The sequence below is a fragment of the Streptomyces sp. NPDC087270 genome, from assembly GCF_044744625.1.
GTDB lineage: Bacteria > Actinomycetota > Actinomycetes > Streptomycetales > Streptomycetaceae > Actinacidiphila.
On the sequence record NZ_JBIUYR010000016.1, the window covers coordinates 177,272 to 200,357 of the forward strand.

The window sequence follows — 23,086 nt, forward strand, 5'->3', positions numbered from 1 at the left end:
CCGCCGGAGGTGATCCCGGCCACTGGGTGCAGGGCCTACCCTGAGGCCATCGAACCCTCCGCCACCCGTACGGGGGGCGAGACACCCGAACCCAATGGGACCGCGAGCACCACCGGACTATGGGAGTCACCACCGTGACCGACGTACGTCAGACCGACGGCGGCAACGGCGCCGCCGTCATCGCCAAGCTGTTCCGATCGGAACAGGGCGGACACGAGCAGGTCGTCCTGTGCCAGGACCGCCCGACCGGCCTGCGGGCCGTGATCGCACTCCACTCCACCGCCCTGGGCCCGGCCCTCGGCGGCACCCGCTTCCACGCCTACTCCTCCGACGAGCAGGCCCTGGACGACGCCCTCAACCTCTCCCGCGGCATGTCGTACAAGAACGCCCTGGCCGGCCTCGACCACGGCGGCGGCAAGGCCGTCATCATCGGCGACCCGGACACCCTCAAGACCGAGGAGCTGCTGCTCGCCTACGGCCGCTTCGTGGCCTCGCTCGGCGGCCGCTACGTCACCGCGTGCGACGTCGGCACCTACGTCGCCGACATGGACGTGGTCGCCCGCGAGAACCGCTGGACCACCGGCCGCTCCCCCGAGAACGGCGGCGCCGGCGACTCCTCCGTGCTCACCGCCTTCGGTGTCTTCCAGGGCATGCGCGCGGCCGCCAAGGCCCAGTGGGGCGAGCCGACGCTGCGCGGCCGCCGGGTCGGCGTCGCGGGCGTCGGCAAGGTCGGCCACCACCTGGTGGAGCACCTCGTCGACGACGGCGCCGAGGTCGCGGTCACCGACGTGCGCGCCGACGCGGTCGCGCGGATCACCGCCCGCCACCCGGGCGTGACCGCCGTCGCCGACGCCGACGCGCTGGTGCGCAGCCCGCTGGACGTCTACGCCCCCTGCGCGCTGGGCGGCGCGCTCGACGATCCGACCGTCGCCGCGCTGACCGCCACCGTGGTCTGCGGCGCAGCCAACAACCAGCTCGCCCACCCCGGCGTCGAGAAGGACCTCGCCGACCGCGGCATCCTGTACGCCCCCGACTACGTGGTGAACGCCGGCGGCGTCATCCAGGTCGCCGACGAGCTGCGCGGGTTCGACTTCGAACGGGCCAAGGCGAAGGCCGCGAAGATCCACGACACCACGCTGGCCATATTCGAACGCGCCAAGGTCGACGGAGTGCCGCCCGCGGTGGCCGCCGACCGGCTCGCCGAGCAGCGGATCGCCGAGCGCACCCTGGCCGCCGACTGGCTGCGGCCGAGCCTGGGTTGAGCCTGGGTTGCGCCTGGGTTGAGCCGTCGTCGAGGTCCCCGGACGGGGGCGGAACGGGCCCGTCCGGGGGCCTCGGCGTGACCGATAGCACGGCCCGATAGCAAGTTCGCGCTAGAAGAAGGTAAAATCGGGTCTGACCAGGAACGACAGGGCCGCAAATATCCCCTGTTCCGACGCGCGTCGTGCGGGCGACGTACCGTGCGGCGTCGGAAGCAGGTACCGTTGAGGCCCTACGGACCGGTCTCTCTCCAAGGAGGCCGTCCGGATCATGAACGCGTGTCAAGACTCGGGGCCGTCGAGCCCCGCCGTTAAGGGGGTCGAGCCATGGGGCGCGGCCGGGCCAAGGCCAAGCAGACGAAGGTCGCCCGCCAGCTGAAGTACAACAGCGGCGGCACGGATCTCTCACGTCTGGCCGACGAGCTGGGCGCATCGCCGTCGAGGCCGGTTAATCCGGAGCCAGTCGAGGACGATGACGACGAGTTGGACGACGACCCGTACGCTCAGTACGCGGATCTGTACAACGACGACGACGAGGACGATGACCAGGACGAACAGTCCGAGCCGTCACCGTCGTCTCAGCGCCGTCGCGCTTGACGCCGCCAACGCTTGAGGCCCGGCCCGGGGTCCGCCCCGGGCCGGGTTTCGTCGTCGGCATGTTTCCTCACCGCGGGTAACCGTCCGGGTCAGGCATCGTCGCCGTAGTCGCCGACCAGCTCCACGGCCGACGCGCCGCTTTCGCGCGCCCGGATCTCGCCGGCCACCCAGGCGTCCACGTCACGGTCCGCGAGCACCGCGAGCGCCACGTCGACCGACTCCTGCGGCACCACGGCCATCATGCCGACGCCCATGTTGAGCGTCTTCTCCAGCTCCTCGCGCCGCACCCCGCCCAGCTCGCCGACCACTCCGAAGACCGGTCCCGGCGTCCAGGTGGGGCGCTCCACGGTGGCGTGCAGGTGGTCCGGGATCACCCGGGCCAGGTTGGCGGCCAGACCGCCGCCGGTGATGTGCGAGAAGGCGTGCACCTCGGTGGTGCGGGCCAGCGCCAGGCAGTCCAGCGAGTAGATCCTGGTCGGCTCCAGCAGCTCCTCGCCCAGCGTGCGGCCGAACTCGGGCACCTCGCGGTCCAGCGCCCAGCCGGCCCGGTCGAAGAGCACGTGCCGGACCAGGCTGTACCCGTTCGAGTGAAGTCCGGAGGACTCGATCGCGATCACCGCGTCGCCCGGCCGGACCCGGTCCGCGCCCAGCAGCCCGTCGGCCTCGACCACGCCGGTGCCCGCGCCCGCCACGTCGAAGTCGTCGGCGCCCAGCAGCCCGGGGTGCTCGGCGGTCTCGCCGCCGACCAGCGCGCAGCCGGCCAGCACGCAGCCCTCCGCGATGCCCTTGACGATGGCCGCGACCCGCTCCGGGTAGACCTTGCCGACGCAGATGTAGTCGGTCATGAACAGCGGCTCGGCGCCGCACACCACCAGGTCGTCCACGACCATGCCGACCAGGTCGTGGCCGATCGTGTCGTAGACGCCCATCCGGCGGGCGATGTCCACCTTGGTGCCGACGCCGTCGGTGGCCGACGCGAGCAGCGGGCGCTCGTAGCGCTTGAGGGCCGAGGCGTCGAAGAGCCCGGCGAAGCCGCCGAGGCCACCGACCACCTCGGGGCGGGACGCCTTGCGCACCCACTCCTTCATCAGGGTGACGGCGCGGTCGCCCGCCTCGATGTCGACGCCCGCGGCTGCGTAGCTGGCACCGGTTGTCTCAGACATGGCTGGGGAAACCTTCGTGTCGGTCGTACGGGTCGTACGGTCGCGGCGCCCGGCCCGGGCCGGGGTGGCCGGGGCGGGGGCACGGGTGGGGGCTGCGGTGCGGGCCGGCGGCCCGCGGGGCAGGTCGGTACGGGCTCACGGCCGGCGCAGTGCGTCGGCGGCGTCCGCGCCACCGGCCAGCTCGACCTCGAGCAGCTGCTTGCCGAGCAGCTCCGGGTCGGGCAGGTCCATCGGGTACTCGCCGTCGAAGCAGGCCCGGCACAGGTTGGGCTTGGCGATCGTGGTCGCCTCGACCATCGCGTCGATCGAGATGTACGACAGCGAGTCCGCGCCCAGCGACTTGCCGATCTCCTCCACGCTCATGCCGTTGGCGATCAGCTCGGCGCGGGTGGCGAAGTCGATGCCGAAGAAGCACGGCCACTTCACCGGCGGCGAGGAGATCCGGATGTGCACCTCGGCCGCGCCGGCCTCGCGGAGCATCCGCACCAGCGCGCGCTGCGTGTTGCCGCGGACGATGGAGTCGTCCACCACCACCAGCCGCTTGCCGCGGATGACTTCCTTGAGCGGGTTGAGCTTGAGCCGGATGCCGAGCTGCCGGATGGTCTGCGAGGGCTGGATGAAGGTCCGGCCGACGTAGGAGTTCTTCACCAGGCCCGAGCCGTACGGGATGCCGCTGGCCTCGGCGTAGCCGACCGCGGCCGGCGTGCCGGACTCCGGTGTCGGTATCACCAGGTCGGCCTCGACCGGGGCCTCCTTGGCCAGCCGGCGGCCCATCTCCACCCGGGACAGGTAGACGTTGCGGCCCGCGATGTCGGTGTCGGGGCGGGCGAGGTAGACGTACTCGAAGACGCAGCCCTTGGGGCGGGCCTCGGCGAAGCGGGAGGAGCGCAGGCCCTGCTCGTCGACGGCGATCAGCTCGCCGGGCTCGATCTCCCGGACGAAGCTGGCGCCGCAGATGTCCAGGGCGGCGGACTCGGAGGCCACCACCCAGCCGCGCTCCAGCCGGCCCAGCACCAGCGGGCGGATGCCCTGCGGGTCACGGGCGGCGTAGAGGGTGTGCTCGTCCATGTAGACGAGGCTGAAAGCGCCCTTGATCTTCGGCAGCACCTGTGGTGCGGCTTCTTCGACCGACAGCGGGGTGCCGTCCGGCCCGACCTGGCCGGCCAGCAGCGCCGTGATCAGGTCCGTGTCATTGGTGGCCGCGACCTTCGTGGCCCGTCCGGGGCCCTGCGGCAGCGCGGCGACCATCTCGGCGAGCTCGGCGGTGTTCACCAGGTTGCCGTTGTGGCCCAGCGCGATGGAGCCGTGGGCGGTGGCCCTGAAGGTGGGTTGCGCGTTCTCCCACACGGACGCGCCGGTGGTCGAGTAGCGGGCGTGGCCGACGGCGATGTGGCCGGTCAGCGAGCCGAGGGAGGTCTCGTCGAAGACCTGGGAAACCAGGCCCATGTCCTTGAAGACCAGGATCTGGGAGCCGTTGCTCACTGCGATGCCCGCGGACTCCTGTCCGCGGTGCTGCAGGGCGTACAGCCCGAAGTAGGTGAGTTTGGCGACCTCTTCCCCTGGGGCCCAGACACCGAAGACACCGCAGGCGTCTTGGGGGCCCTTCTCACCGGGGAGCAGGTCGTGGCTGAGTCGTCCGTCACCACGAGGCACGTTGTCGAGTCTAGGGCAGGAATGCCTCTCATCCGAACGGGCGAACCTTCAATTCCCTGGGTCTACGCGCGTCATGCCTTACGTGGCAAGCGGTGTGATGTTCGCCTTACGGAGTCGGGCGCGCCCGGGCGCAGGGTCGTTTTCCGGCCAATCACGTCGGGGAGCCCTCATGGCCGCCACCTGGCCCACCCCCGTCCGCCGCTCCCGGAACCGACAGAAGGGGCGGCCCGGGGGCAATCAGAACCGGACTCCGGTTTTTGGAAGACGCCTGGGGGAAGCGGCCGAGCCACTTCGCAGGAGCTGTCCCAGGACCGGGCAGGAGCTACCCCAGGACCGGGAGGTACGCCGCGAGGTCGGCGCGCTCGCCGGACGCGGAGACGCGGGCGGCGTCGACCTCGTCCGCGAACGAGGTGCGCCCGGTGGACAGGCGCAGCCAGGTGACGGGGTCGGTCTCGACGACGTTCGGCGGGGTGCCGCGGGTGTGCCGCGGCCCTTCCACGCACTGCACGGCGGCATACGGCGGCACCCGCACCTCCACGGAGTTCCCGGGCGCCTTCGCGGCGAGCGCGTCCGCGAGGACCCGTACCGCCCCGGCGACCGCGTGCCGGTCGAAGCCGACCTCGATGCCGGTGGCGCGGGCGAGGTCGTCGCTGTGGACGACCAGCTCGACCAGCCGCGTCACCAGGAAGTCGCTCGCCCGCATCGGGCCGAACGGGCTCGGCACCAGCCGGTCGGCCCTGGTCGCCTCGGCCTCCAGCGCGGCGAGCTGCTCCGCGGCGGCTTCGAGGGCCACGAGCGGATCGGCGGTCCGCGCCTCCTCCGCCCGGGTCGCGGCGTCCAGCTTCTCCGCGATTCCCGCGGTGGACAGCGCCCAGGTGTCGAGCCCGACCGTCTTCGCCCCGGCCGCCGGCGGCTCCGCCGCCAGCATCGTCCCCATCGCCTCGACCTGCCGGACGATGTGCACGACCAGCAGCCGCACGTCCCAACCCGGCAGCCCCGAGGGCCACTTCCACTGCTCCCCGGTCAACCCCCGTGCGGCCACCCGCACATGCCCCACCTGCGCGCGCAACGCTCCCCACGTCCGCGTGGGCTCATACGTACGGACACGGCGGCGGCTCTCCCCGGGGGTCGGCATACCCCCGAGCTTAGCTTTCGGGTGCCGCGGCCCCTTCGGTCCACTTGTCCTGTATGAAGATCCCACTGCGGCTGCTGCTGCATGCGCTGCCGCAGCAGCCACATCGTGATCGCCGTGTGAACCGCGTCCGGCACCGTCTTGGCGCCCAACCTTCCGCCGACGAATGCAAGGCGGAGACCCTCGACATCGCGGGCCGCGTCGGCGAGGACTTCGCACTCCTCCGGAAGGAGTCCCCCTCGCTCCCACGCCTGCGGCCGGTCGTCCACGGCGGCCCCCCGTACCCCCTGTGCCCGGATCGTCACGCTCGGCTTCTGATCGTGCAGACGGTCGGCGACCGAAAGTGACCACGCGGCCACGCTCACCGATGCCTGTGTACTCAGGCAACTCGGACAACGAGCGCAGCCGCGCGGACCTCCTCCCGCCGGGCGCTCAGCCCTGGCGGGGGCGTTCGAAGGTGATGAGCAGGCCGTCGACCGCGCCGGGGCCTATCCGGCCCTTCACCTCGCCGGACGTGATGTCCTTCAGCGCCCAGCCGTCCTCGGCGTGCTTGTTGAGCACCTTCTCCAACTTGTCGCTGTCGAGCGCGTCCCCGATCAGCGCTTCGCGGAAGGTGACGACCTTGTACTCGTACATGTCCGGCCTTTCTCGGTGGTTTCCCGGTACTGCGTAAGTGCCACGTCGTACCTGCTGACGCACTCGGGCGGCCCGGAGGTTGCGGCACTACTCCGGCTGCCGCTGTCGCAGGAGGGCGCCCTCCAGGTTGCCGGGCTCGAACACGGCCAGGGCCACGCGGAGTTCGGGGGCGAGGACGTCCCAGATCTCGGCGGCAAGCTCGGCCGGGGTGTTCGCCCGGGTCGCGGTGTCGACGTAGGGCTCGGCGGTGGCGACCGTACGGCCGTCGGAACGGTAGGTGGTCATCAGCACCGCGTCGCCCGGGGCGAGCGCGCCGACCGCCAGCGTGAGCACGTCGGCCGCTTCCCGGCCACCCGCACCGCGCCGGGCCGCGCCGAGCCAGGCCCGTCCGGTCGAACCGTGGGCGACCACCGTGATCCGGGGCGTGTGGATCGGCGGATCGGGCTCGTACGCCAGCCCCGACAGCGCGCGGAGCGGCTCGGCCCCCTCGTCCAGCCGCCCGGCGACCTCCGCGACCTGCTCCCCGTTGCCGTACACCAGCCACTCCCCGCGCTCCCGCGCGCCCACGTAGTGCCGCAGCGGGTCACCGCCTGGGCCCTCTGTCGCCGCGACCACCAACTCGCCGTCGCCGCGTCGCAGTTCGCGCGCCTGCGAGGCACGGGTGCGGCCCGTGAGGAAGTACGCCCCGCAGCAACGCCCGTCCCCGGTCCGCGCCCACACCACCCCGCGCCCCGGATACGGATTCCCCGCCAGCACCTGACCCAGCGCCTCCACGCCCACCGCCTCCTCATCCGCCGCCACCCGCGCGGCACGTCCGAGGGGGCAACGTACTACCCGCAGTCACCGCACTCCGGCGGCGCGAACCCGGCGCGCGGTTCGCGCCGTCACGCTCCCACGCGCCCCGGGGCGCCTCCCCCGTTCCGCCGAGCGCACTACGCAGCGCCCACCGCGTAGTTACGCTCATCGGTGCCACGGTCTCCACTCCTCTTGAGCTCCAACTCGCGAGGAACGGTGGTCCGATGACCCAGCCGAAGAACCTCAGTCCCTACGAATCCCCGCAGAGCTTCTACGGTTCCGAGCTGCGCCGCCTGCGCGAGGCGGCCGGCCTGACCCAAGGCCAGCTCGGCGAGTGAGTCTTCTGCTCCGCCGCGTACATCGGTCAGCTCGAAACCGCCATCCGCAGACCCCAGTTGGACCTGTCCCAACACCAGCGGGCATACGATTACGCGCGGGCCGTCGCGCTGTCGCCGGAGGCGTCCCTCAACCTCATCTCGTCGGTGGCGGAGGAGTACAGCAGACCATGACCACTGCTCGTGACCTGGGCCCCGGCGTCGAGTGGCGCAAGTCGTCGTACAGCAACGGCAGTGGCGGCAACTGCGTCGAGGTCGGCGACGGCAACCCGGCGGTGCTGCCCGTCCGCGACTCGAAGGACCCCGAGGGCCCTGTCCTCACGTTCACCCCCGCCGCCTGGACCTCGTTCGTCCGCGCGCTCAAGTCCGGTGATCTGCCGATCGGTTGACGGTACGGCCTGCCCCGGTCGTGAACCGTCGCGCCGCCGCTGCCGGCACTACTCCGCGGGCGCCGCGGGCCAGCCGTGTTCGGAGAGCAGGGGGCCGCGCCCGAGGTAGGCACGCAGGGCGCGGGCCGTGCTGGGGACGAACCGCTCCGGGACCGCGTCGACGTCGCACCAGCGGACCTCGCGGTGCTTGCCGGGCTCGCGGTTCTCGGCGGTGCCGGTCCAGCGGTGGGCCGCGAACACCACGGTGAGATAGCCGTTCGGCGACTGCACGCCGTGGGCGCCGTGGACGAGGTGCGCGACCGCCAGGTCCTCGGGCGCCACCCGCACCCCGGTCTCCTCGTACAGCTCGCGCACCGCCGTGCGCGTGATCGGCTCCCCCGGGTCGCTCTTGCCCACCGGCAGGTCCCACAGCCCGTCGCCGTAGCGCGCCCCCGGCCCCCGCCGCAGGAGCAGCACCCGCCCCTTCTTCCGGTCGTGCACGACCACCGCGGCCGCCAGCAGCGTCATCGCCCCGTACGCCACCGGCCCCGCGTCCTGCGGCTCGGCGTCCCTCTCCCCCACGGGCCCCGACCTCCCTCGTCCACACGGCGAGCACCGCGCCGCCCGACCGACGGCCGACCGTAACAGCCGCCTCCGACAAGGCCCGTCGCTCGTGCGGCGACGCACCGGCCCGCTACGGCGTGGCGACGGCGAGGTGTTCGGTGAGGATGTGCAGGGACTGCCATGCCTCGGCATCGGTGCCGTCGCCGAGCGGGTAGTGCAGGGCGGGGGCCACGGAGGAGCCCAGTTGGAGCGGTTCGATCTCCAGTGGGGGCCGGCGGGCGCGGGTGAGGGTGACGTCGGCGACGCCGGCCGCGCCGAGGGTGAAGGACACCGGTACCGGCGGGGCCTCGAAGACCGCGGGCACCGTCAGGTCGCGCGTGGCCGGGCGGACGGCGGCGAGCATGGTGACCAGTCCGTGCTCGGCCACGAGGGTGCCGGCCAGGGACGCGATGCGGTCCAGCGGGAGGGCGTCGCCGGGACCGTAGCCGAGGACGAGCGTCACATCCTGCTCGACGCCGCCTCCGACCCGGGTCACCCGGACCGACGCGACCGCCGGGCGCTCGGGCCGCCCGACCACGGCGAGGAAGGTGGGCCTGGGCGCTCGGCCGCGGGCCAGATCGGTCAACTGGCGCCGCGACCAAGGCAGGTTGACCGGCTCCGCGGTGCCCCATCCGGTCGGCGGCGCGCCGGTCAGCGCCTGCCAGGCGGCTTCCACGGCGCCGCCGAGCAGCAGGTCCTCCTCGGGCGGGTGGACGGTGTGGAAGGACAGGCTCAGCTGCCGGTCGGCGGTCGGCCCGGCGGGACGGAACGCGTCCGCGAGCCGCCCGGTGCCCTCCGGGGTGGGGATGGCGGCGAAGGTGCCGTCCTTCCAGTGCAGTTCGGCGCCGGACAGGCCGTCGTAGTAGCCCGAGGAGTCGCCCACCACCCAGCGGTTGGGTGCGCCGGTGAGCGCGAACCGGGTGAGCATGCTCATCCGGGTGCCCGGCGGGGTCACGATCTGCAGGGCGCGGTCGGTCTCGGCGCAGGCCCGCAGGACGTCGGACAGCCACGCCGACAAGGAGACCAGCGGCCGGTCCCCGATGACGACGGCGGTGGTGGCGGTGGCCACGTCCACCGCGGGCAGCGCGCCCGGTGGCGCGGCCGCCGCGGACACCTCCGCGCCGACGTCAGCGCCGTCGCCGGCGCTCCCGCCGACCGTGGCCGCGCCGCCGCCCTCGCCCTCGCCCTCGCCCTCGTCCTCGCCCTCGCCCTCGCTGGGACCGTCGCCGGGACCGACCCGCGCCGGTGGCCGCGAGCCGACCCGCACCACGCCCAACGACCGTACGGCCCCGGCCGGATGGCACACCCCGTCCAGCAGCAGCGCCAGCCGGCCCGCGACGGAGCCGGCCAGGGCCGCCGCGTCCGGCACGGCGGTGGACGCACGCACCTCGGTCCACCACACCGGCCTGCCCCGGTGCGCACCGGTCAGCCCGGCCCGGCGAGCCGCCTTCGCGCCGAGCAGCCGCTCGACCTCTCCGGCCACCTGCACCAGTACCGGCGCCTCCACGGAGACCAGCGGCCGGCCGTCGGGCCCGGTCAGCTGGATCACGGCTCCCTCGGCGTCACCGGTCATGTACTGGTCGGGGCCGCCCGCGTACAGGCTCGCCAGCAGCCGCAAGGCGTCCGGCATCTTCGGGGTCAGGACGACGATGTCCTTGGTCACGGTGCCTCCTGCTCGGCCAGGGCGGTCTGGACGAGCTGCGGGGCGCGTCCGCGGCGCACCAGCAGGCCGCGGCCAGGCGGCTGCGCGGAGGCGTACACGCCCGGGAAGAGCTGGCCCTCCGCGCGGTCGCCGGCCATCACCAGCGCGGTCGCGCCGGTCTCCCGCAGCGCGGTCAGGAACGGGTCGTACAGCGCGCGGGAGGCGCCCGCGACCCGGCGGGTGAGCACCACGTGCAGGCCGATGTCCTGTGCGATCGGCAGGTACGGCAGGAACGGCGCCAGCGGCTGCTGGCCGGCGGCGGTGAGGATGTCGTAGTCGTCGATGAGCAGCACGATGCGCGGACCGTCGAAGCCGGGCCCGTCGCCGAGCGGGTGCAGCGCGTCCTGAGCGGCCTCGTCGGGCAGCCGCTTGTCGAGTTCGGTCGCGATGCCGGCCGCCAGGCCCGTCGAGAGGCGGACGTTGTACGCGTAGCCGCCCCGGTACGGCTCGGGAACTGCGGTGCGCAGGCCGCGGCGCGGGTCGAACACCGCGAAGACCAGCTCGTCGTCGGAGTACCGCTCGATCAACTGGGCGGCGACCAGGGCCAGCAGGTTGGTCTTGCCGCATTCGTCGTCGCCGAGGACGACCAGGTGCTGGTCGCGCTCGAACAGGCCGAGCAGCACCGGGGCGAGGGCGTCCTGGTCGACGCCGAGGGGGATCGCCGCGGGTTCTGAGGCGGCCGAGGGCAGCTTCGCGGCGGGCAGCCTGGCGGGCAACACCCGTACCGCGGGCGCCGGTTCACCGTGCCAGGTGGCGCGGATGGTGGCGGTGGCGTCGCCGAGTGCGGCGGCCAGGGCCTCCGCGGTGGCGCGCCCGTCGATGCGCGGGAGCGCCACCTGCGCGAACAGCCGGCCGTCGGTCAGGGCCCGGCCGGCGTCACCGGCGCCGAGGGTCTGCGCGAGCCGGCGGTCGATCGCGGAATCCGTGGCGTCGCCCAGCCGTAGCTCCACCCGGCTGCCGAAGAGCGACTGGTTGGCGATCCGCACGTCGTTCCAGCGGAGCATGCCGGCCACCACGTGGATGCCGTAGCCGCCGCCGCGCTTCAGCAGGTCGGCCACCCCGTCGTCCAGGGCGTCGAACTCCTCGCGCAGGGTGCCGTATCCGTCGATCACCAACACCACCTCGGTGCTGGGGAGTTCGGACAGCCCGCCGGCCGAGCGCAGGTGGCGCAGCTGGTCCACGGAGTCGATGCCCTGCCGGCGGAAGAGCTGCTCGCGGGCGGCGAGCATGCCGCGGACCTCGGCGACCGTGCGGGCGCAGCGCTCGGGGTCCGACCGGCCGGCCACCCCGCCGACGTGCGGCAGGCCGGTCAGCGCCGACAGGCCGCCGCCGGCCAGGTCGAGGCAGTAGACGGCCACGTCGCGGGGGGTGTGGGTGAGCGCCAGGGAGAGCACCAGGGTGCGCAGCAGCGTGGTCTTGCCGGACTGCGGGCCGCCCACCACCGCGGTGTGCCCGCCGGCGACGGTCAGGTCGTGCACCCAGGGCCCGCGCCGCTGCCGGGCCGGATCGTCCAGCAGGCCCAGCGGCACCCGCATCGCTCCGGCCGGCCGGGTCAGCCGCATCCCGTCCCCGGTCACCTCCACCGGGCCGGCGACGGCGTCCAGGGCGACCGCCGCGGGCAGCGGCGGCAGCCAGATGCGCCGCCCGGGGGTGCCGGCCTCCCGCAACTGGTCCACCATCACCGACAGTACGGTCGGGCCGCTGTCCAGCGCGGTCGCGGCCGCACGGTCCTGCTCCTGGTCCGGTGCCCCTTCCGCGTCGTCGCCGCGCAGCGGGCCGCCCAGTGCCGCGGAGACGTTGTACGTCGGGTAGCGGTACGCCAGCGGCTGCTCCTCGGCCGCGTCGGCGACGGCCGTACGGCGGTGCGCGCCGGAGACGTAACCCGCCTTGAACCGGCGGTAGGTGGAGGTGTCCACCTTGAGGTAGCCGAAGCCGGGCAGCGACGGCAGCAGGAAGGCGTCCGGGGTGTCCAGCACGGTGCGCGACTCGTCCGCGGAGAACGTCCGCAGCCCCAGCCGGTAGGACAGGTAGGTCTCCAGCCCGCGCAGCTTGCCGCCCTCGATGCGCTGGCTGGACAGCAGCAGGTGCACCCCGATGGACCGGCCGATCCGGCCGATCGACAGGAACAGGTCGATGAAGTCGGGCTTCTCGGTGAGGAGTTCGCCGAACTCGTCGATGACCACGAACAGGTGGGGCAGCGGTTCGAGTTCCAGCTCGGGGCGTTCGGCGCGCAGCGCGGCGTAGCGGCCGATGTCCGCCACGTTGCCGGCGTCCTTCAGCACCTGCTGGCGGCGTTTGACCTCGCCGGCCAGGCTGGTGTGGACCCGCTCGACCAGGCCAGCCTGGTTCTCCAGGTTGGTGATCACCCCTGCGACGTGCGGGAGTTCGGCGAACGGCGCGAAGGTGGCGCCTCCCTTGTAGTCCACCAGGACCAGGGCCAGGTCCTGCGGCGGATGGTTGGCGGCGAGCGCCAGGACCAGGGTGCGCAGCAGCTCGCTCTTCCCGGAGCCGGTCGCGCCGACGCACAACCCGTGCGGTCCCATGCCGAGTTGGGAGGACTCCTTCAGGTCCAGCAGCACCGGGCGATGCCGGTCGTCCAGGCCGATCGGCACCCGCAGGAAGTCCCGTTCACCGCGTGGCGCCCACATCCGCGCCAGGTCGAGGGCGGCCGGGTCGGCCACGCCGAGCAGTGCGGGGAAGTCCACCGCTCCGGAGATCGGCGTGCCGTCGTCGACGGACTCCTCCGACAGCCGCAGCGGTGCGAGCAGCCTGGCGATGCCTTCGGCGCCGGCGACGGTCACCGGGTCGGCCGTCCCTTCGACCGCGCCGCCGGCCTCCTCCGCGCGCCCGCCGGCCGATCCACCCGCGCCGCCCGTACCGCCCGCGTTCCCCGCACCCGGCACGGCCGCCGAGGCCGCGCTCTCCGCCCCCGGCCCGTCGGCGCCCGGCGCGCGCAGGTCCCTTACGGACAGGTGGTCACCGTCCACGGTGATCCGTACGGTCACCTCGTCCGGCTCGTGCAGGTGCTCGGCCAGCAGGTGCACCACGGTGACGCCCATGTCCCGCAGCGCCACCGCCATGTCGGGGCGCGGCAGTTCGACCGCCGGACCGCCGTACTCGTCGCTGAACACCAGCAGCCGGGCGGTGCGCCGCAGCGCGTCCTGGTCGGACAGGCCGCGGCGCAGCTCGGCGGTGTAGGAGGCGCGCCGGACCAGGTCGCGCCGGAGCACCTTGGCGAGCTGTTCGGGAGAGGGCGCGATCCGGCGGGCGGGCACCGGGCCGTCCTCCTCGTCCGGTTCCAGGACGTGCGGCAGCCATTTCGCCCACTCCCACTCCGGCAGCCGGCCGCCGGGCACCGACAGCGCGATCCCCACGTCGTCGGGCGCGTGCAGCGCCGCCGTCTGGACCAGCAGGGCCCGCGCCACCCGCAGCACGTCCTCGCGGTCCCCGACGATGCTGACGTTCCCGGCCCGGTCCAGCGGCACCGTCAGCGGGAAGTCGGCCACCCGGGAGAACCGGGCGAGCAGCGCCCCGGCCTCGTTGAGCATGAACCGGTCGGGCGGCGTCAGCACGCCCGAGCCGCCCTTGCCGAGCACCAGCTCGCGTACCGGCACGTTGCCGGTGCCGATCCGCACCTGGAGGAAGTCCCGGTCCAGCCGGCGGCGTTCCCAGGCGCGCGCCGGGTCGCGCACGATGTCGTACAGCGCGTCCGGCGGCGGGTCGAGCACCCGCGCCCGGTCCCGTACCCGCCGTTCCGCCGCGCCCAACTCCTCGCGCAGCTCCTCCAGATACTCCAGGTACCGCTCGCGCTGGGTGCGCCGGGTGCGCTGCGCCTTGCCGCGCTGGGACAGGAACAGCGCCAGCGCGCCGCACACGGCGAGCACCAGGACGATGGCACCGATCGCCGCGAACTGGCTGTTGCGGATGACGGTCATCATCACCACCGAGCTGACCACGCCGGCCAGCGGCAGCAGCGCGGTGGCGGGGCTGCCGGCCTTGCCCTCGGGCAGGTTCGGCGGCGCCTCCACGACCCGGGGGACGTCACGCAGGAGGGGGCTCGACGTGCGTGCGGGCCGGTGCACGATCCGTTGCGTCACGGCCGGCGGTCCTCGGTCCGGGCCTGCCCGCGCTGGTCCACCGGTGTCCGGCGGCCCGCCGGTTCGCCGCCGGCGCCCCGGCCCACCGCGCGGTCGAGCGCGATCCCGGCCAGCCGGGTGGCGGCGACCCGGGTCTCCGCGCCGAGCAGGGGCGCGCAGATCACGCCCCCCGCGGCGAGGTGCCGGTCGTACGGGATCACCACCACCTCCACGCCCGCCTCGCGCAACTCCCGCTCCGCGCGCCGGACATCGAGCACCTGGTCGGGTGCCGAGCAGGTCAGCGCGACCACGGTGCCGCGCAGCACCTGCTTGGGCAGCGACGACATCCAGGCCAGCACCGTGGCGGTCGACGCGACGCCCTCCACCGTGGCCGGCGCGACCAGTACGCACGCGTGCGCGGTGACCAGGGCGGTACGCGCCACCTCGCCGGGCAGCGTCTCGCAGTCCACCACCGTCACCGCGAAGAAGCGGCGCAGCGCCATCACCACGGTGCGGTAGGTGGGGATGTCCACGGGGGCGCCGATGTCGCCGCGGCTGCCGGGCAGCAGCCAGCCGCGGTCGTCCAGGGCGACCAGGTAGCCGGTGATGTCGGTCAGCCGCATGGATGGGGTGACCAGACCCGCCACGTCGGCGCAGGTCCAGCGCACCGAGGTGGCGCCGAGCCGGGTCGGGAGGGTGCCGAGGGCCGAGTCGGCCTCCATGGCGAGCACCGGGTCGTGCCGGTAGTGCACGAAGGTACGGCTGAGCAGCGCGGCCACGGTGGTCTTGCCGGCGCCGCCGCGGATGCTGGTGACGACGATCTGGCGGCCGGTGGTCACCGGCTGCTGGACCTGCTCGGCGGTCGCGGTGGCGTCGGCGACCCCGCGGGCCGCCGACGAGCCGAGCACGGTCCGAAGGGTGCGCAGGACCCTGCGCAGCGGCGGGTCGCCGTGCAGGGGCCGGCGGGCCGGGCGGGTGGCTGCGCCGGGGACCGGTGTGGGCTCGGGGGCGGCGGAGGGTGGGGTGGGTGCGGTGGGTGCGGTGGGGCCGGGCGGGCGCGAGGCGGCCGGCGCGGGTGCCCGGGCGGACGACGGGCCGGGGGCGGGGGCGCGCGGGGCGGGCGGTGCGGAGGGTGGCGCGGACGGGGTCGGGGGTCCTGCGGGTGCCACGGCTCCTGCCGGTGCCACGGCTCCCGCGGGTCCTGCCGGTGGCGCGGGTGAGGCAGGCGCGGGTGAGGCAGGCGCGGGTGAGGCAGGCGCGGGTGAGGCGGGCGCGGGTGAGCTGGGCGCGGCGGAGCCGGGGGGACCACCCCGCCCGTCGGGCACCCCCTGTGCGACCAGGTCGTTGAGCACGCCTGCCTGCCAGTCGTCCTGCGACGCCACCGAACTACCTCCTCCGTGAACCGCGCGAAGACCTACGCGAACGTGTCCAGCAGGTGCCCGTACACCCCGAACACCCCGACCAGCAGGGGGAACAGCGCGATGACGCCGGCCGCCTCCGCGGTGTCCGCCAGCCGCCTGAAGCGGACCCGGACGTGCTCGGGCGGCTCCACCGCCAGCAGTACCAGCGGGAAGGCCCCGAGTACCGCGCACCCCGCGAGCGCGCCCGCGGCGCCGGACCGGTCCGACCACAGCACCGCGCCGCGCACGGCGACGGCCGCGGCGGCCAGCAGCAGCAGGACCACCTCGGTCACCAGGGGATAGGCCCGCGAGCGCAGCGCCAGCACCAGCGCGGTGATCACCGCCAGCGGCACCGTCCAGACCGTGGGCGTCCGCAGCGCGAGTACGGCCGCGACCGCCGCGCCGCCACCGACCACCGCCGTGGCCAGCACCAGCCCGCGGTGGGCGGCGTCGAGCGCCGACGCCACCCGGTGCCGGCTGACCGAGGCACCGTCGGCCCGCTCGTCGTCCAGCGCGGTCAGACCGGCCGAGGACAGCGCCAGCCGCGGCAGCACACCGAGCAGCACCACGCAGACCACCGCGAGCACGGCGCCGGTGTGCGCCTGCCGCGGTGCGGTGCCCGCGCCGTGCTGTGCGGCAGCGGCGGCCTCCGCCACGGCGGCGACCACCCCGACCATCACCGCGCCGAGCACTCCCGCGCGGCCGAGCGGGGTGAACGCGCCGAGCAGCAGCAGCGCGGCGAGGACCATGACCGCGACCCCGGCGAAGCTGCCGGCCGCGCTCCAGCCCTCCGCGTCGCCCAGCGTCCACGCGCCGAGCGCCGCCAGCGGTCCGGCCGCGGTGATCAACGCCGTGGCCGCCCCGCGCCGCCCCGCGCGCCCGGCCACCGCGCCCGCCACGGCCAGCACGGCGCCGAGGGCCAGCAGGGTCGCGGCCACGGCGGACGGCGCGTAGGACACCCGGGCCAGCAGACCGCCGACCAGCAGCCAGCCGACGAGGGCGGCCCCGGCCGTGATCCGGCGCGCCTGCGGGCTCCACCGCCAGGCGCGTACGTCGAGGTCCTCGGCGACCTCGTCCGTCACGTCGTGCACCACCGGCGCCGAGGGCACGTCCTGCACCCGGACCAGCCGCAGCACCGTGCCGTCCATCACCCCGGCGTCGCGCAGGGTGCCGTCGTGGGGCACCACCGAGCCGTCGGAGGTGACGAGTTGACGGAGCATCGGTTGCGTGGCGACCCGGTCGTCCAGCATCTCGATGATGTCCGGCAGCAGCCGGCCCACCGGTTCGTCGGACGGCAGCACCAGGTCCATCCGGCGCCGGGCTCCCACCAGGCTGACCCGGCTCAGCCTGCCGCCCCGCGGACCCGGGCCGGCGGCCTTCCGCACGGATATCCCGGCGCCGTCGGCACCGTCAGCGGTCATTGCGTGTCCCGTCGGCATCAGTCTGCTCGCAACTCTCCTGGCTCGGGGGGCAGTTGTGGCTCGGACGGACATCCGTCACGGCGACGGCACCGTGGCGGACGGGGTGCCGGACGGGGGGTCGGACGCGCTCGGCACCGCCGGCGCCGTCGAAGTCGGTGCCGGCGTGGTGGTCCCGAGGTGGCCGATCAGACGGTGCGAGACGAACGACCAGCCGACGCAGCCCGCACACAGCACGGCGGCGATCACCAGCCCCGCGACCGCCTTCCCCACCCGCTCGTCTGCCGTCCGCCGCGCCCGCAGCACCCCGAACAGCAGCGCGTCCCGCATCCGCCTCCGCCGCACGGAGACCGATTCGAGCAACTGACTGTCATAGTCCTGCGCGGCCATCCTCTTCCGTCCAACGCCTCGAAGTCACCCGATTACAGCAAGTCTGATCGATGGCCGACCCACCCGTCGAGGGCATCCGCGGGATCGGTCCCGCCCGCGTCCGTCTCGCCTACACGGTCGGGAACTCCCCCACCCAGGCGCGGTCGAGGAGCTTGATGGGGAGGTAGTCGGACCTCACGCGGATCGGGATCTCGCCGTCGTAGGCGAGGCACGCGACGGCGAGGACGCCGATCGGCACGTTCCCCGACGTACTCTTCGCACGGTCCTCGTCGGCGGTCCAGTACGACTTGTGTGCTTCCAGCGCGTCCACCAACGCGTCGTTGAAGCCGTCCACATTGTGCGTGACGAACCGGTAGAACAGGTTGATCGGCTGGTAGAGAAGCTTGTTGAGCGCCTCAGGGTCCGCGACGGTCGCGACGTCCGGATGCGACAAATCGATCGCCTCGGTCAGGGTTTCCACGAAGCCGGGCCGACGCAGCCAGTAGCGCTGGAGCGCGTCCACCCAGTGGTAGGCGTACTCGTCGATCTCGAACTCACCGATCCGCTCCGACTCACGCAACAACTCGATCGGAACCTCGCACAGGCGGGTCATCCGCTCCTGCTCACGGCAGATGATCGCGTACCAGAACGCGCTCACCCACCGGGCGGCGTTGGCGGCAGAGCACGGGCCGGAAACCGGAAGGCGGCGGACCTTCTCACCGATCCGGCACTCCACGCTCTCACCCGAAGCGGTCGCAGACTCAAAAACAGCCGAGTGGACCTGCATCGCCCAAACGGCAGCCTCCCACGTATCGATGCCGCCTCCAGGCGGGTCCAGCAGACACTGGGCGTTGAAATTCAGCTCAACAGTGTTCATCGCCCCACCAAAATTAACCGGCGAGTGCTCCATGTATTCGATTTCATCCCGCACGGAATCCACCATGAGCCGCGCGTAATTCTCACTGTGCGGACCTCGGCTCCGATGCCTTGGCATGCCCCCCACTCGTCTCTCCTCTAATTCGCCATTGCCGATAACAAGCCTCCCCGCGTCGCGATCCATGAAAAATGGGACGGATCGCTCGCGCGGTGGGCAATTAACAAGGACACCGTCAGTAAAGTTCACCGGAGAACCCTGCAGCATCAAGAAGTTCCCCCGAGATCATCCAATGATGGATCACTTCCTGCGCTACAGTTTTGTCGATGAAGCATACCTCCGGAATTTCGATGAAATCATCGAAGCGGACACGACGAAGCTCCTCCATCGACCCGATGGAGCGATGTGATGCCACCTGAAAAAACTCTTCGTCGGTGTGAACAACGGCCCACCCGTCCGATGCGACGCCAATATTCAGGCTGTTCTCAGGAGTGTCCACCTCGCTCCATAGCGCGACACCAGGCAGAGAATCAGATTCTTCGCTGCCATAGATTTCTGCAGCCCTCTCAACCGACGCCACAACTTCGTCGACCTGCTGTACATCGAGGGCCACTTCCTGCCCAGAACTCGGATTCCAGTACCTCAGGTAGAAAGTTTGCATTACCCCACCGTCCATCGAGGCTGCCCTCCTTTGAAGATCCATGTCGTTATTCCACCAGCGCCATCCGGGAAGTGGACTCTCAGTGTAGCGTCCTTGGGTAGGAGCTTGTACAAAACGAATCGACAAGCTCCCGCAACCGCACATGGTCCGGTATCACGATTTATATACAGATCGGCGTCATCGATTTCGAGATCGCGCATTATTCCAGCCGCATGACCTTCGACATGAGTCGTTGCATACGTCCTGCCCGACTTCGGACCGCCGGGGAAGTTGTCTCCTTCGTGGAACCATTGCCCAGGACCCTTGACGCCGCTGCGAAGCGGAACGTCGGCACCCCCGGCGTTGAAGATCCCTCGAGTTGGTCCATCCTTTACATATTCTGGAACATGGGGATGAACTACCGATCCCACCGCGCTGAGTGTGTCATTCGCCTTCGATGCCAGGCTCTCATCGTGGGCCGCCCCCGGGGCCTCGTGGTTGACCCCGGTCGGCTCATTGGACGGGTCATGCGTTCCGGCTGACGAATCGCTACCACCTCCCGGGTGGTGCGGGACCTGTCCGGCATCATGTCCACCGCCGTGGCCGGCCGGAGTCTCCTGCCCGAGTGGCCGCGTGCCCGGCTCGTGGTGGGCAGGCTGTGCACCCGGTGGTTCGTGGCTCGCGCTGGGGCTGCGGGCAGGGTCGTGGGCTGCCTGGGTCGATGGGTCGTGGGGGAGGGGGCCGTCGCCCGGGAGGTGGGGCTCCGGCGGGGGCGGGGTGCCGTCGGGGAAATGGGGGGCGGGGGCGTCGCTGGTGAGGCGGACCGGGGGCGGCTCGGGGGCGTGCGCGGCGGCCTCGGCCGCGGGGTGGGCGCCGGCGCTCACGAGGACGGGCGGCCGGTCCGGGCCACTCGCGCCGTGCGGCACCCCGGACGCGAGGGGCTCGTCCGGCGGCTCCACGGAGTGCCCCGCCGCCCGTTCGGCGGCACTGGGCTCGTGCGGCGGAGGAACCTGACTCCCGTCGGGCCGGGTGAGTTCACCGTCCGGGTGGAGGTGCACGGCCGGGTTCGTCGGATCGGCTATCGCGTGCTCGGGCGCACCCGCAACCGGCGCGTGCGCCCCCTCGGGAACATGCACCCCGTCCGGCACGTGCACCCCGTCGGCGAGCCCTTCCGGGCTGACCGGGATCGCCACGGTCCCGTCCGGCAGTTCGACCACGTCCGGCGGCAGCGTGATCTTGTCCACGTCGCCGACACCCTTGAACAGGTCGCTGACCTTGACGACCGCGTAGGTGCCCGCCTTGCCGATGTACGTCATCGGGTCGACGATCCGCCCGGCCTTCGCCGCCACCGACAGCGTCTTGGCCGCGGCGCCGGTCTTCGCCGCGCTGCCCGCGCCGTCGGAGGCGATGACGGTGAGCACGTTGAAGGTGACCGCACCGGCCGCGCGGGCCGGGTTCTTCTTCCACTCGTCCCACGCGACCAGCGCCTTGCCGGTGTTCTTCACCGCGTCGCGCGACTCGCGCACCCACTTGGGCATGTACTTGCCGGGGGTGGCGAGGAAGATCGGGGCGAGCGCGGGCGAGAAGGACATGATCGTCAGCCCGGTGGCCAGCTTCGCCAGGTTCGTCCACGCCTCGGCCATCGAGTGCCAGCCGCCGGTGCCCACCAGCGTGCCGAGGCCCTTGATCGTGCCCCACACGCCGTCGACCATGAAGCCGTCCCAGACGAACGACTTCACCCAGTGGCCGTACTTCTTGGGGTTGTACCAGCGGTACGTGCGGTCCACGTGGTCGCCCCACGGCAGTTCCGAGGCGTGGTCCAGGTCGTTGGCTCCGATGCCGTACATGTTCTGCGCGTGGCTGCCGTCGTCCTGGATGTAGTGGGTGCCGCCGAACAGCGCGGTGATCTTGTTGGCGCAGGCCACTTCGGCCGCCCAGAACGCGGCCACGGTCACGTCCACGTCGTGCCGCAGGTCGTTGTTGTGGGAGACCTTCTTGCTGTCGTTGGTCCAGTGGTGGTCGCCCGCGACGCTCGCCGCGAACTCCGTTGCCTGGTGCTTGAGTTGGGCCAGCTTGACCGTGAGCGGGCCGATTTCCGTGGAGTACGCGTCCAGCGCCGAGGTCACCGACTCCAACTGGGTGGCGAAGTCATCGGACTTCGCGGCCACCGGCGCGGTGGTGGCGAACAACTGGTCCGCCTCGGGCGCCTTGTAGAACGCGGACAGACCCTGGAACTGGGTGTCCACGTCGGAGCCCGAGGACCGCCATAACCCGGCGTTGGTCTTGAGGTCCTCGATCTCCACTTCGAGTTGGACGAGGCTGCCGGTGAACTGCGGTATCTCCGCCGGGTTGATGGGTGCCGCCGTCACTTCGCGTCCCCCTTGCCCCCGCCGTCGCCCGGCATGTGGATCACCGGCTCCTTGAGCGCCTCCTGCTGCGCCTTCGCGGCCATCGCCAGGTCTCCCTTGACGTACTCGTTGGTCGCGTCGCGCGCGCCGGTGAGGGAGTTGGTGGTGCGCTGGGCGATGTAGGCGAGCTGCTTCTCGTGGGCCTGGATGAACTGGCCGAGCGCCGCGGCCACCAGGCCCTCCGCGCCCGGCATCGGCGGCCCGTACTGGCCCGGCTTGAGAACGGCGTACCCGTTCTCGTAGTCACCCGCCTTGATGGTCCCGGCAGCCGCGGCGGCGCCGGTGATACCGCTCTCCAGGCCGGTCGAGGCGTCGTTCAGCCCGTCCGCGGCCTTGATCACCTTGTTCAGCACGCTCTGGACGCCCGAAGGCGTGATGTCCCACTTCGCCATCAGTTCCCCCCTGTGCCTCCGGACGCCGCCGCACGGCACGCCCGGCTCGCGGACCGGCCCCGACTGCCGCCCCGAGCCGGCGCTCCCGCCTCCGGCCCCGTCAGCAGGCCCCGTCCGCCGACCCGATCAACTGCCCTGGCCAGCCCGCGCCGCCTACCGCCGCCGGCAACCGAACCCGCCAACCGAACCCGTCAACCGAACCCGTCAACCGATCCCGCCTACCGCCGCCGTCAACCGACCCCGGCAACCAGTCCCGTCAACCGATCCCGTCCACCGCTGCCTTCGCCCGCGCGGCCGTCGACTGCGCCGTACCGTCGTTCTGTTCAAGGGTGGTCCGCACGAGCCGGATAATGTCCCGCACCTCGCCCGCCGCCCGGTTCCAGCGAACTTCCTTGCCGTGGTACTCGGCTGACACGCCATCAGCCGTGAAGTCCGCCATCGCCGCCTTGACCGCCTGGTCGCGCTCGGTCAGCACCTGCTCCAGGCGGCTGATGATCCCCTGAAGGCCGCCCTGCACCTCGCTGGACGCGTCCGTGTCGTACGACCTGCGGTCGCTGGAACTTCCCATCGTCGTGTTCCCCCTCCTCGACGTGCCCGCGTTCGCGCGCGGGTCCGGTCAGCGCGCCCCGAAACGGGCGGCGTCGAAGTTCGCGGAGCCCATGTTCTGATGCGCGTTGGACGCCTGCTCCTCGTCGCCGGTTCCGAACGAACGGTCCATGCCGGTCTGTCCGCCGAGAATGGCGCGCAGCGAACCGTTCAGGTCACTGGTGATGCTGTCGGCGCGGGACTTGAACGAGTCGAAGGCCGCCTTGCCCGCGCCGTTGAACTTGCCCTCCAGCGGATCGGCGGCAGCCACCAGCTGCTTGATCAGTACGCCGAGGTCCTCACTGGAACCGGTGGTCTTCTTGGTCAGGTCTGCCAGGGTCGTGGCACCCATGTCGAACTTCATGTGTCCCCCCTCATCACGGTGCACCCGCACGCCACAAGAGCCTTACTCACCGTAAGCCGGGCGGAGTTGAAGCCGCAACGCCGTTCTTGTACCGGTTCTGTGACAGCGGAAGGTCGGTACGCGCGCACGCTCCGCGACGAACTGCCCTCAGGCGAGCGCCGGTTGATTCCGCTTCGCGCGGAACCCACCGCCGCCACGACCACCGCCGCCACGACCGCCACCGCCTCCGCCACGGCTGCCGCCGGCCGGCAGCAGCCGACACGACAAGGGCGCCCCCGCCGAAGTCCCGGCGTGGGCGCCCCTGCACCGCAAGTGAC

General features: G+C 72.4%; 21 protein-coding genes and 1 pseudogene. 4 read left to right on the forward strand and 18 right to left on the reverse strand.

Annotated elements, in window-relative coordinates; genetic code table 11:
- Positions 1 to 119: 119 nt before the first annotated feature.
- The gene (locus ACIPAE_RS28740; protein WP_402449027.1) at positions 120 to 1,262 is read left to right on the forward strand and encodes a Leu/Phe/Val dehydrogenase; all 1,143 of its coding nucleotides are present in this window, start codon (positions 120 to 122) and stop codon (positions 1,260 to 1,262) included.
- 324 nt (positions 1,263 to 1,586) lie between these two features.
- Positions 1,587 to 1,856, forward strand: coding sequence for a DUF3073 domain-containing protein (locus tag ACIPAE_RS28745; protein ID WP_328465721.1), 270 nt, complete (start codon positions 1,587 to 1,589; stop codon positions 1,854 to 1,856).
- 89 nt (positions 1,857 to 1,945) lie between these two features.
- Here the strand turns inward: ACIPAE_RS28745 and purM are convergent, their stop codons facing one another.
- The 5 genes from purM to ACIPAE_RS28770 form a co-directional block, all read right to left on the reverse strand.
- Positions 1,946 to 3,019, reverse strand: a complete 1,074-nt coding sequence (purM, locus tag ACIPAE_RS28750; protein ID WP_329367721.1) for a phosphoribosylformylglycinamidine cyclo-ligase — start codon at positions 3,017 to 3,019, stop codon at positions 1,946 to 1,948.
- 135 nt (positions 3,020 to 3,154) lie between these two features.
- Positions 3,155 to 4,672, reverse strand: coding sequence for an amidophosphoribosyltransferase (purF, locus tag ACIPAE_RS28755; protein WP_328465725.1), 1,518 nt, complete (start codon positions 4,670 to 4,672; stop codon positions 3,155 to 3,157).
- A gap of 322 nt (positions 4,673 to 4,994) precedes the next feature.
- The gene (locus ACIPAE_RS28760) at positions 4,995 to 5,807 is read right to left on the reverse strand and encodes a sterol carrier family protein (RefSeq protein ID WP_402449030.1); all 813 of its coding nucleotides are present in this window, start codon (positions 5,805 to 5,807) and stop codon (positions 4,995 to 4,997) included.
- A 429-nt stretch (positions 5,808 to 6,236) separates the two neighbouring features.
- Positions 6,237 to 6,440, reverse strand: coding sequence for a DUF4177 domain-containing protein (locus ACIPAE_RS28765; protein ID WP_329367717.1), 204 nt, complete (start codon positions 6,438 to 6,440; stop codon positions 6,237 to 6,239).
- Positions 6,441 to 6,527: 87 nt separating this feature from the next.
- Positions 6,528 to 7,214, reverse strand: a complete 687-nt coding sequence (locus tag ACIPAE_RS28770; protein WP_366411511.1) for an IMP cyclohydrolase — start codon at positions 7,212 to 7,214, stop codon at positions 6,528 to 6,530.
- Between the two features lie 245 nt (positions 7,215 to 7,459).
- Here ACIPAE_RS28770 and ACIPAE_RS28775 point away from each other — a divergent pair, with 245 nt between their 5' ends.
- Together ACIPAE_RS28775 and ACIPAE_RS28780 are read left to right on the forward strand one after the other, a co-directional pair.
- Entirely contained in the window at positions 7,460 to 7,573 is a 114-nt protein-coding gene (locus ACIPAE_RS28775; RefSeq protein WP_402449034.1) for a helix-turn-helix domain-containing protein, read from the forward strand.
- A 167-nt stretch (positions 7,574 to 7,740) separates the two neighbouring features.
- Positions 7,741 to 7,959 (forward strand): DUF397 domain-containing protein, encoded by a 219-nt coding sequence (locus tag ACIPAE_RS28780; protein ID WP_366411509.1) that lies wholly within the window; start codon positions 7,741 to 7,743, stop codon positions 7,957 to 7,959.
- 48 nt (positions 7,960 to 8,007) lie between these two features.
- On the opposite strand, the gene ACIPAE_RS28785 is transcribed toward ACIPAE_RS28780, so the two are convergent.
- The 13 genes and pseudogenes from ACIPAE_RS28785 to ACIPAE_RS28845 form a co-directional block, all read right to left on the reverse strand.
- A complete protein-coding gene (locus tag ACIPAE_RS28785; protein ID WP_402449037.1) occupies positions 8,008 to 8,520 on the reverse strand; it encodes an NUDIX domain-containing protein in 513 nt (170 codons plus the stop codon).
- A 112-nt stretch (positions 8,521 to 8,632) separates the two neighbouring features.
- A complete protein-coding gene (locus ACIPAE_RS28790) occupies positions 8,633 to 10,171 on the reverse strand; it encodes a DUF6177 family protein (protein ID WP_402449109.1) in 1,539 nt (512 codons plus the stop codon).
- Positions 10,172 to 10,200: 29 nt separating this feature from the next.
- Positions 10,201 to 14,340, reverse strand: coding sequence for a type VII secretion protein EccCb (gene eccCb, locus ACIPAE_RS28795; RefSeq protein WP_402449039.1), 4,140 nt, complete (start codon positions 14,338 to 14,340; stop codon positions 10,201 to 10,203).
- Positions 14,337 to 15,227 (reverse strand): type VII secretion protein, encoded by an 891-nt coding sequence (locus tag ACIPAE_RS28800; RefSeq protein WP_402449041.1) that lies wholly within the window; start codon positions 15,225 to 15,227, stop codon positions 14,337 to 14,339. Before ACIPAE_RS28800 ends, eccCb begins: the two co-directional genes overlap by 4 nt.
- Positions 15,228 to 15,570: 343 nt before the next feature.
- A pseudogene (locus tag ACIPAE_RS28805) lies at positions 15,571 to 15,684 on the reverse strand (hypothetical protein); the annotation flags it as partial.
- Positions 15,685 to 15,733: 49 nt separating this feature from the next.
- On the reverse strand, positions 15,734 to 17,140 hold the full coding sequence (gene eccD / locus ACIPAE_RS28810) for a type VII secretion integral membrane protein EccD (protein WP_402449043.1): 1,407 nt from the start codon (positions 17,138 to 17,140) through the stop codon (positions 15,734 to 15,736).
- A 75-nt stretch (positions 17,141 to 17,215) separates the two neighbouring features.
- Positions 17,216 to 17,527: a hypothetical protein gene (locus tag ACIPAE_RS28815; protein WP_402449045.1), complete on the reverse strand. Its 312-nt coding sequence runs from the start codon at positions 17,525 to 17,527 to the stop codon at positions 17,216 to 17,218.
- 109 nt (positions 17,528 to 17,636) lie between these two features.
- On the reverse strand, positions 17,637 to 18,437 hold the full coding sequence (locus ACIPAE_RS28820; RefSeq protein WP_402449047.1) for an immunity 49 family protein: 801 nt from the start codon (positions 18,435 to 18,437) through the stop codon (positions 17,637 to 17,639).
- Positions 18,438 to 18,615: 178 nt separating this feature from the next.
- On the reverse strand, positions 18,616 to 19,056 hold the full coding sequence (locus tag ACIPAE_RS28825) for a hypothetical protein (RefSeq protein ID WP_402449049.1): 441 nt from the start codon (positions 19,054 to 19,056) through the stop codon (positions 18,616 to 18,618).
- A complete protein-coding gene (locus ACIPAE_RS28830) occupies positions 19,041 to 21,389 on the reverse strand; it encodes a DddA-like double-stranded DNA deaminase toxin (protein ID WP_402449051.1) in 2,349 nt (782 codons plus the stop codon). The genes ACIPAE_RS28825 and ACIPAE_RS28830 overlap by 16 nt, the downstream gene beginning before the upstream one ends.
- Positions 21,386 to 21,820, reverse strand: a complete 435-nt coding sequence (locus ACIPAE_RS28835) for a DUF6507 family protein (protein ID WP_329367692.1) — start codon at positions 21,818 to 21,820, stop codon at positions 21,386 to 21,388. Before ACIPAE_RS28835 ends, ACIPAE_RS28830 begins: the two co-directional genes overlap by 4 nt.
- A gap of 256 nt (positions 21,821 to 22,076) precedes the next feature.
- On the reverse strand, positions 22,077 to 22,388 hold the full coding sequence (locus ACIPAE_RS28840; RefSeq protein WP_328465760.1) for a pore-forming ESAT-6 family protein: 312 nt from the start codon (positions 22,386 to 22,388) through the stop codon (positions 22,077 to 22,079).
- 48 nt (positions 22,389 to 22,436) lie between these two features.
- A complete protein-coding gene (locus ACIPAE_RS28845; protein ID WP_328465762.1) occupies positions 22,437 to 22,769 on the reverse strand; it encodes a hypothetical protein in 333 nt (110 codons plus the stop codon).
- Between the last annotated feature and the right edge of the window lie 317 nt (positions 22,770 to 23,086).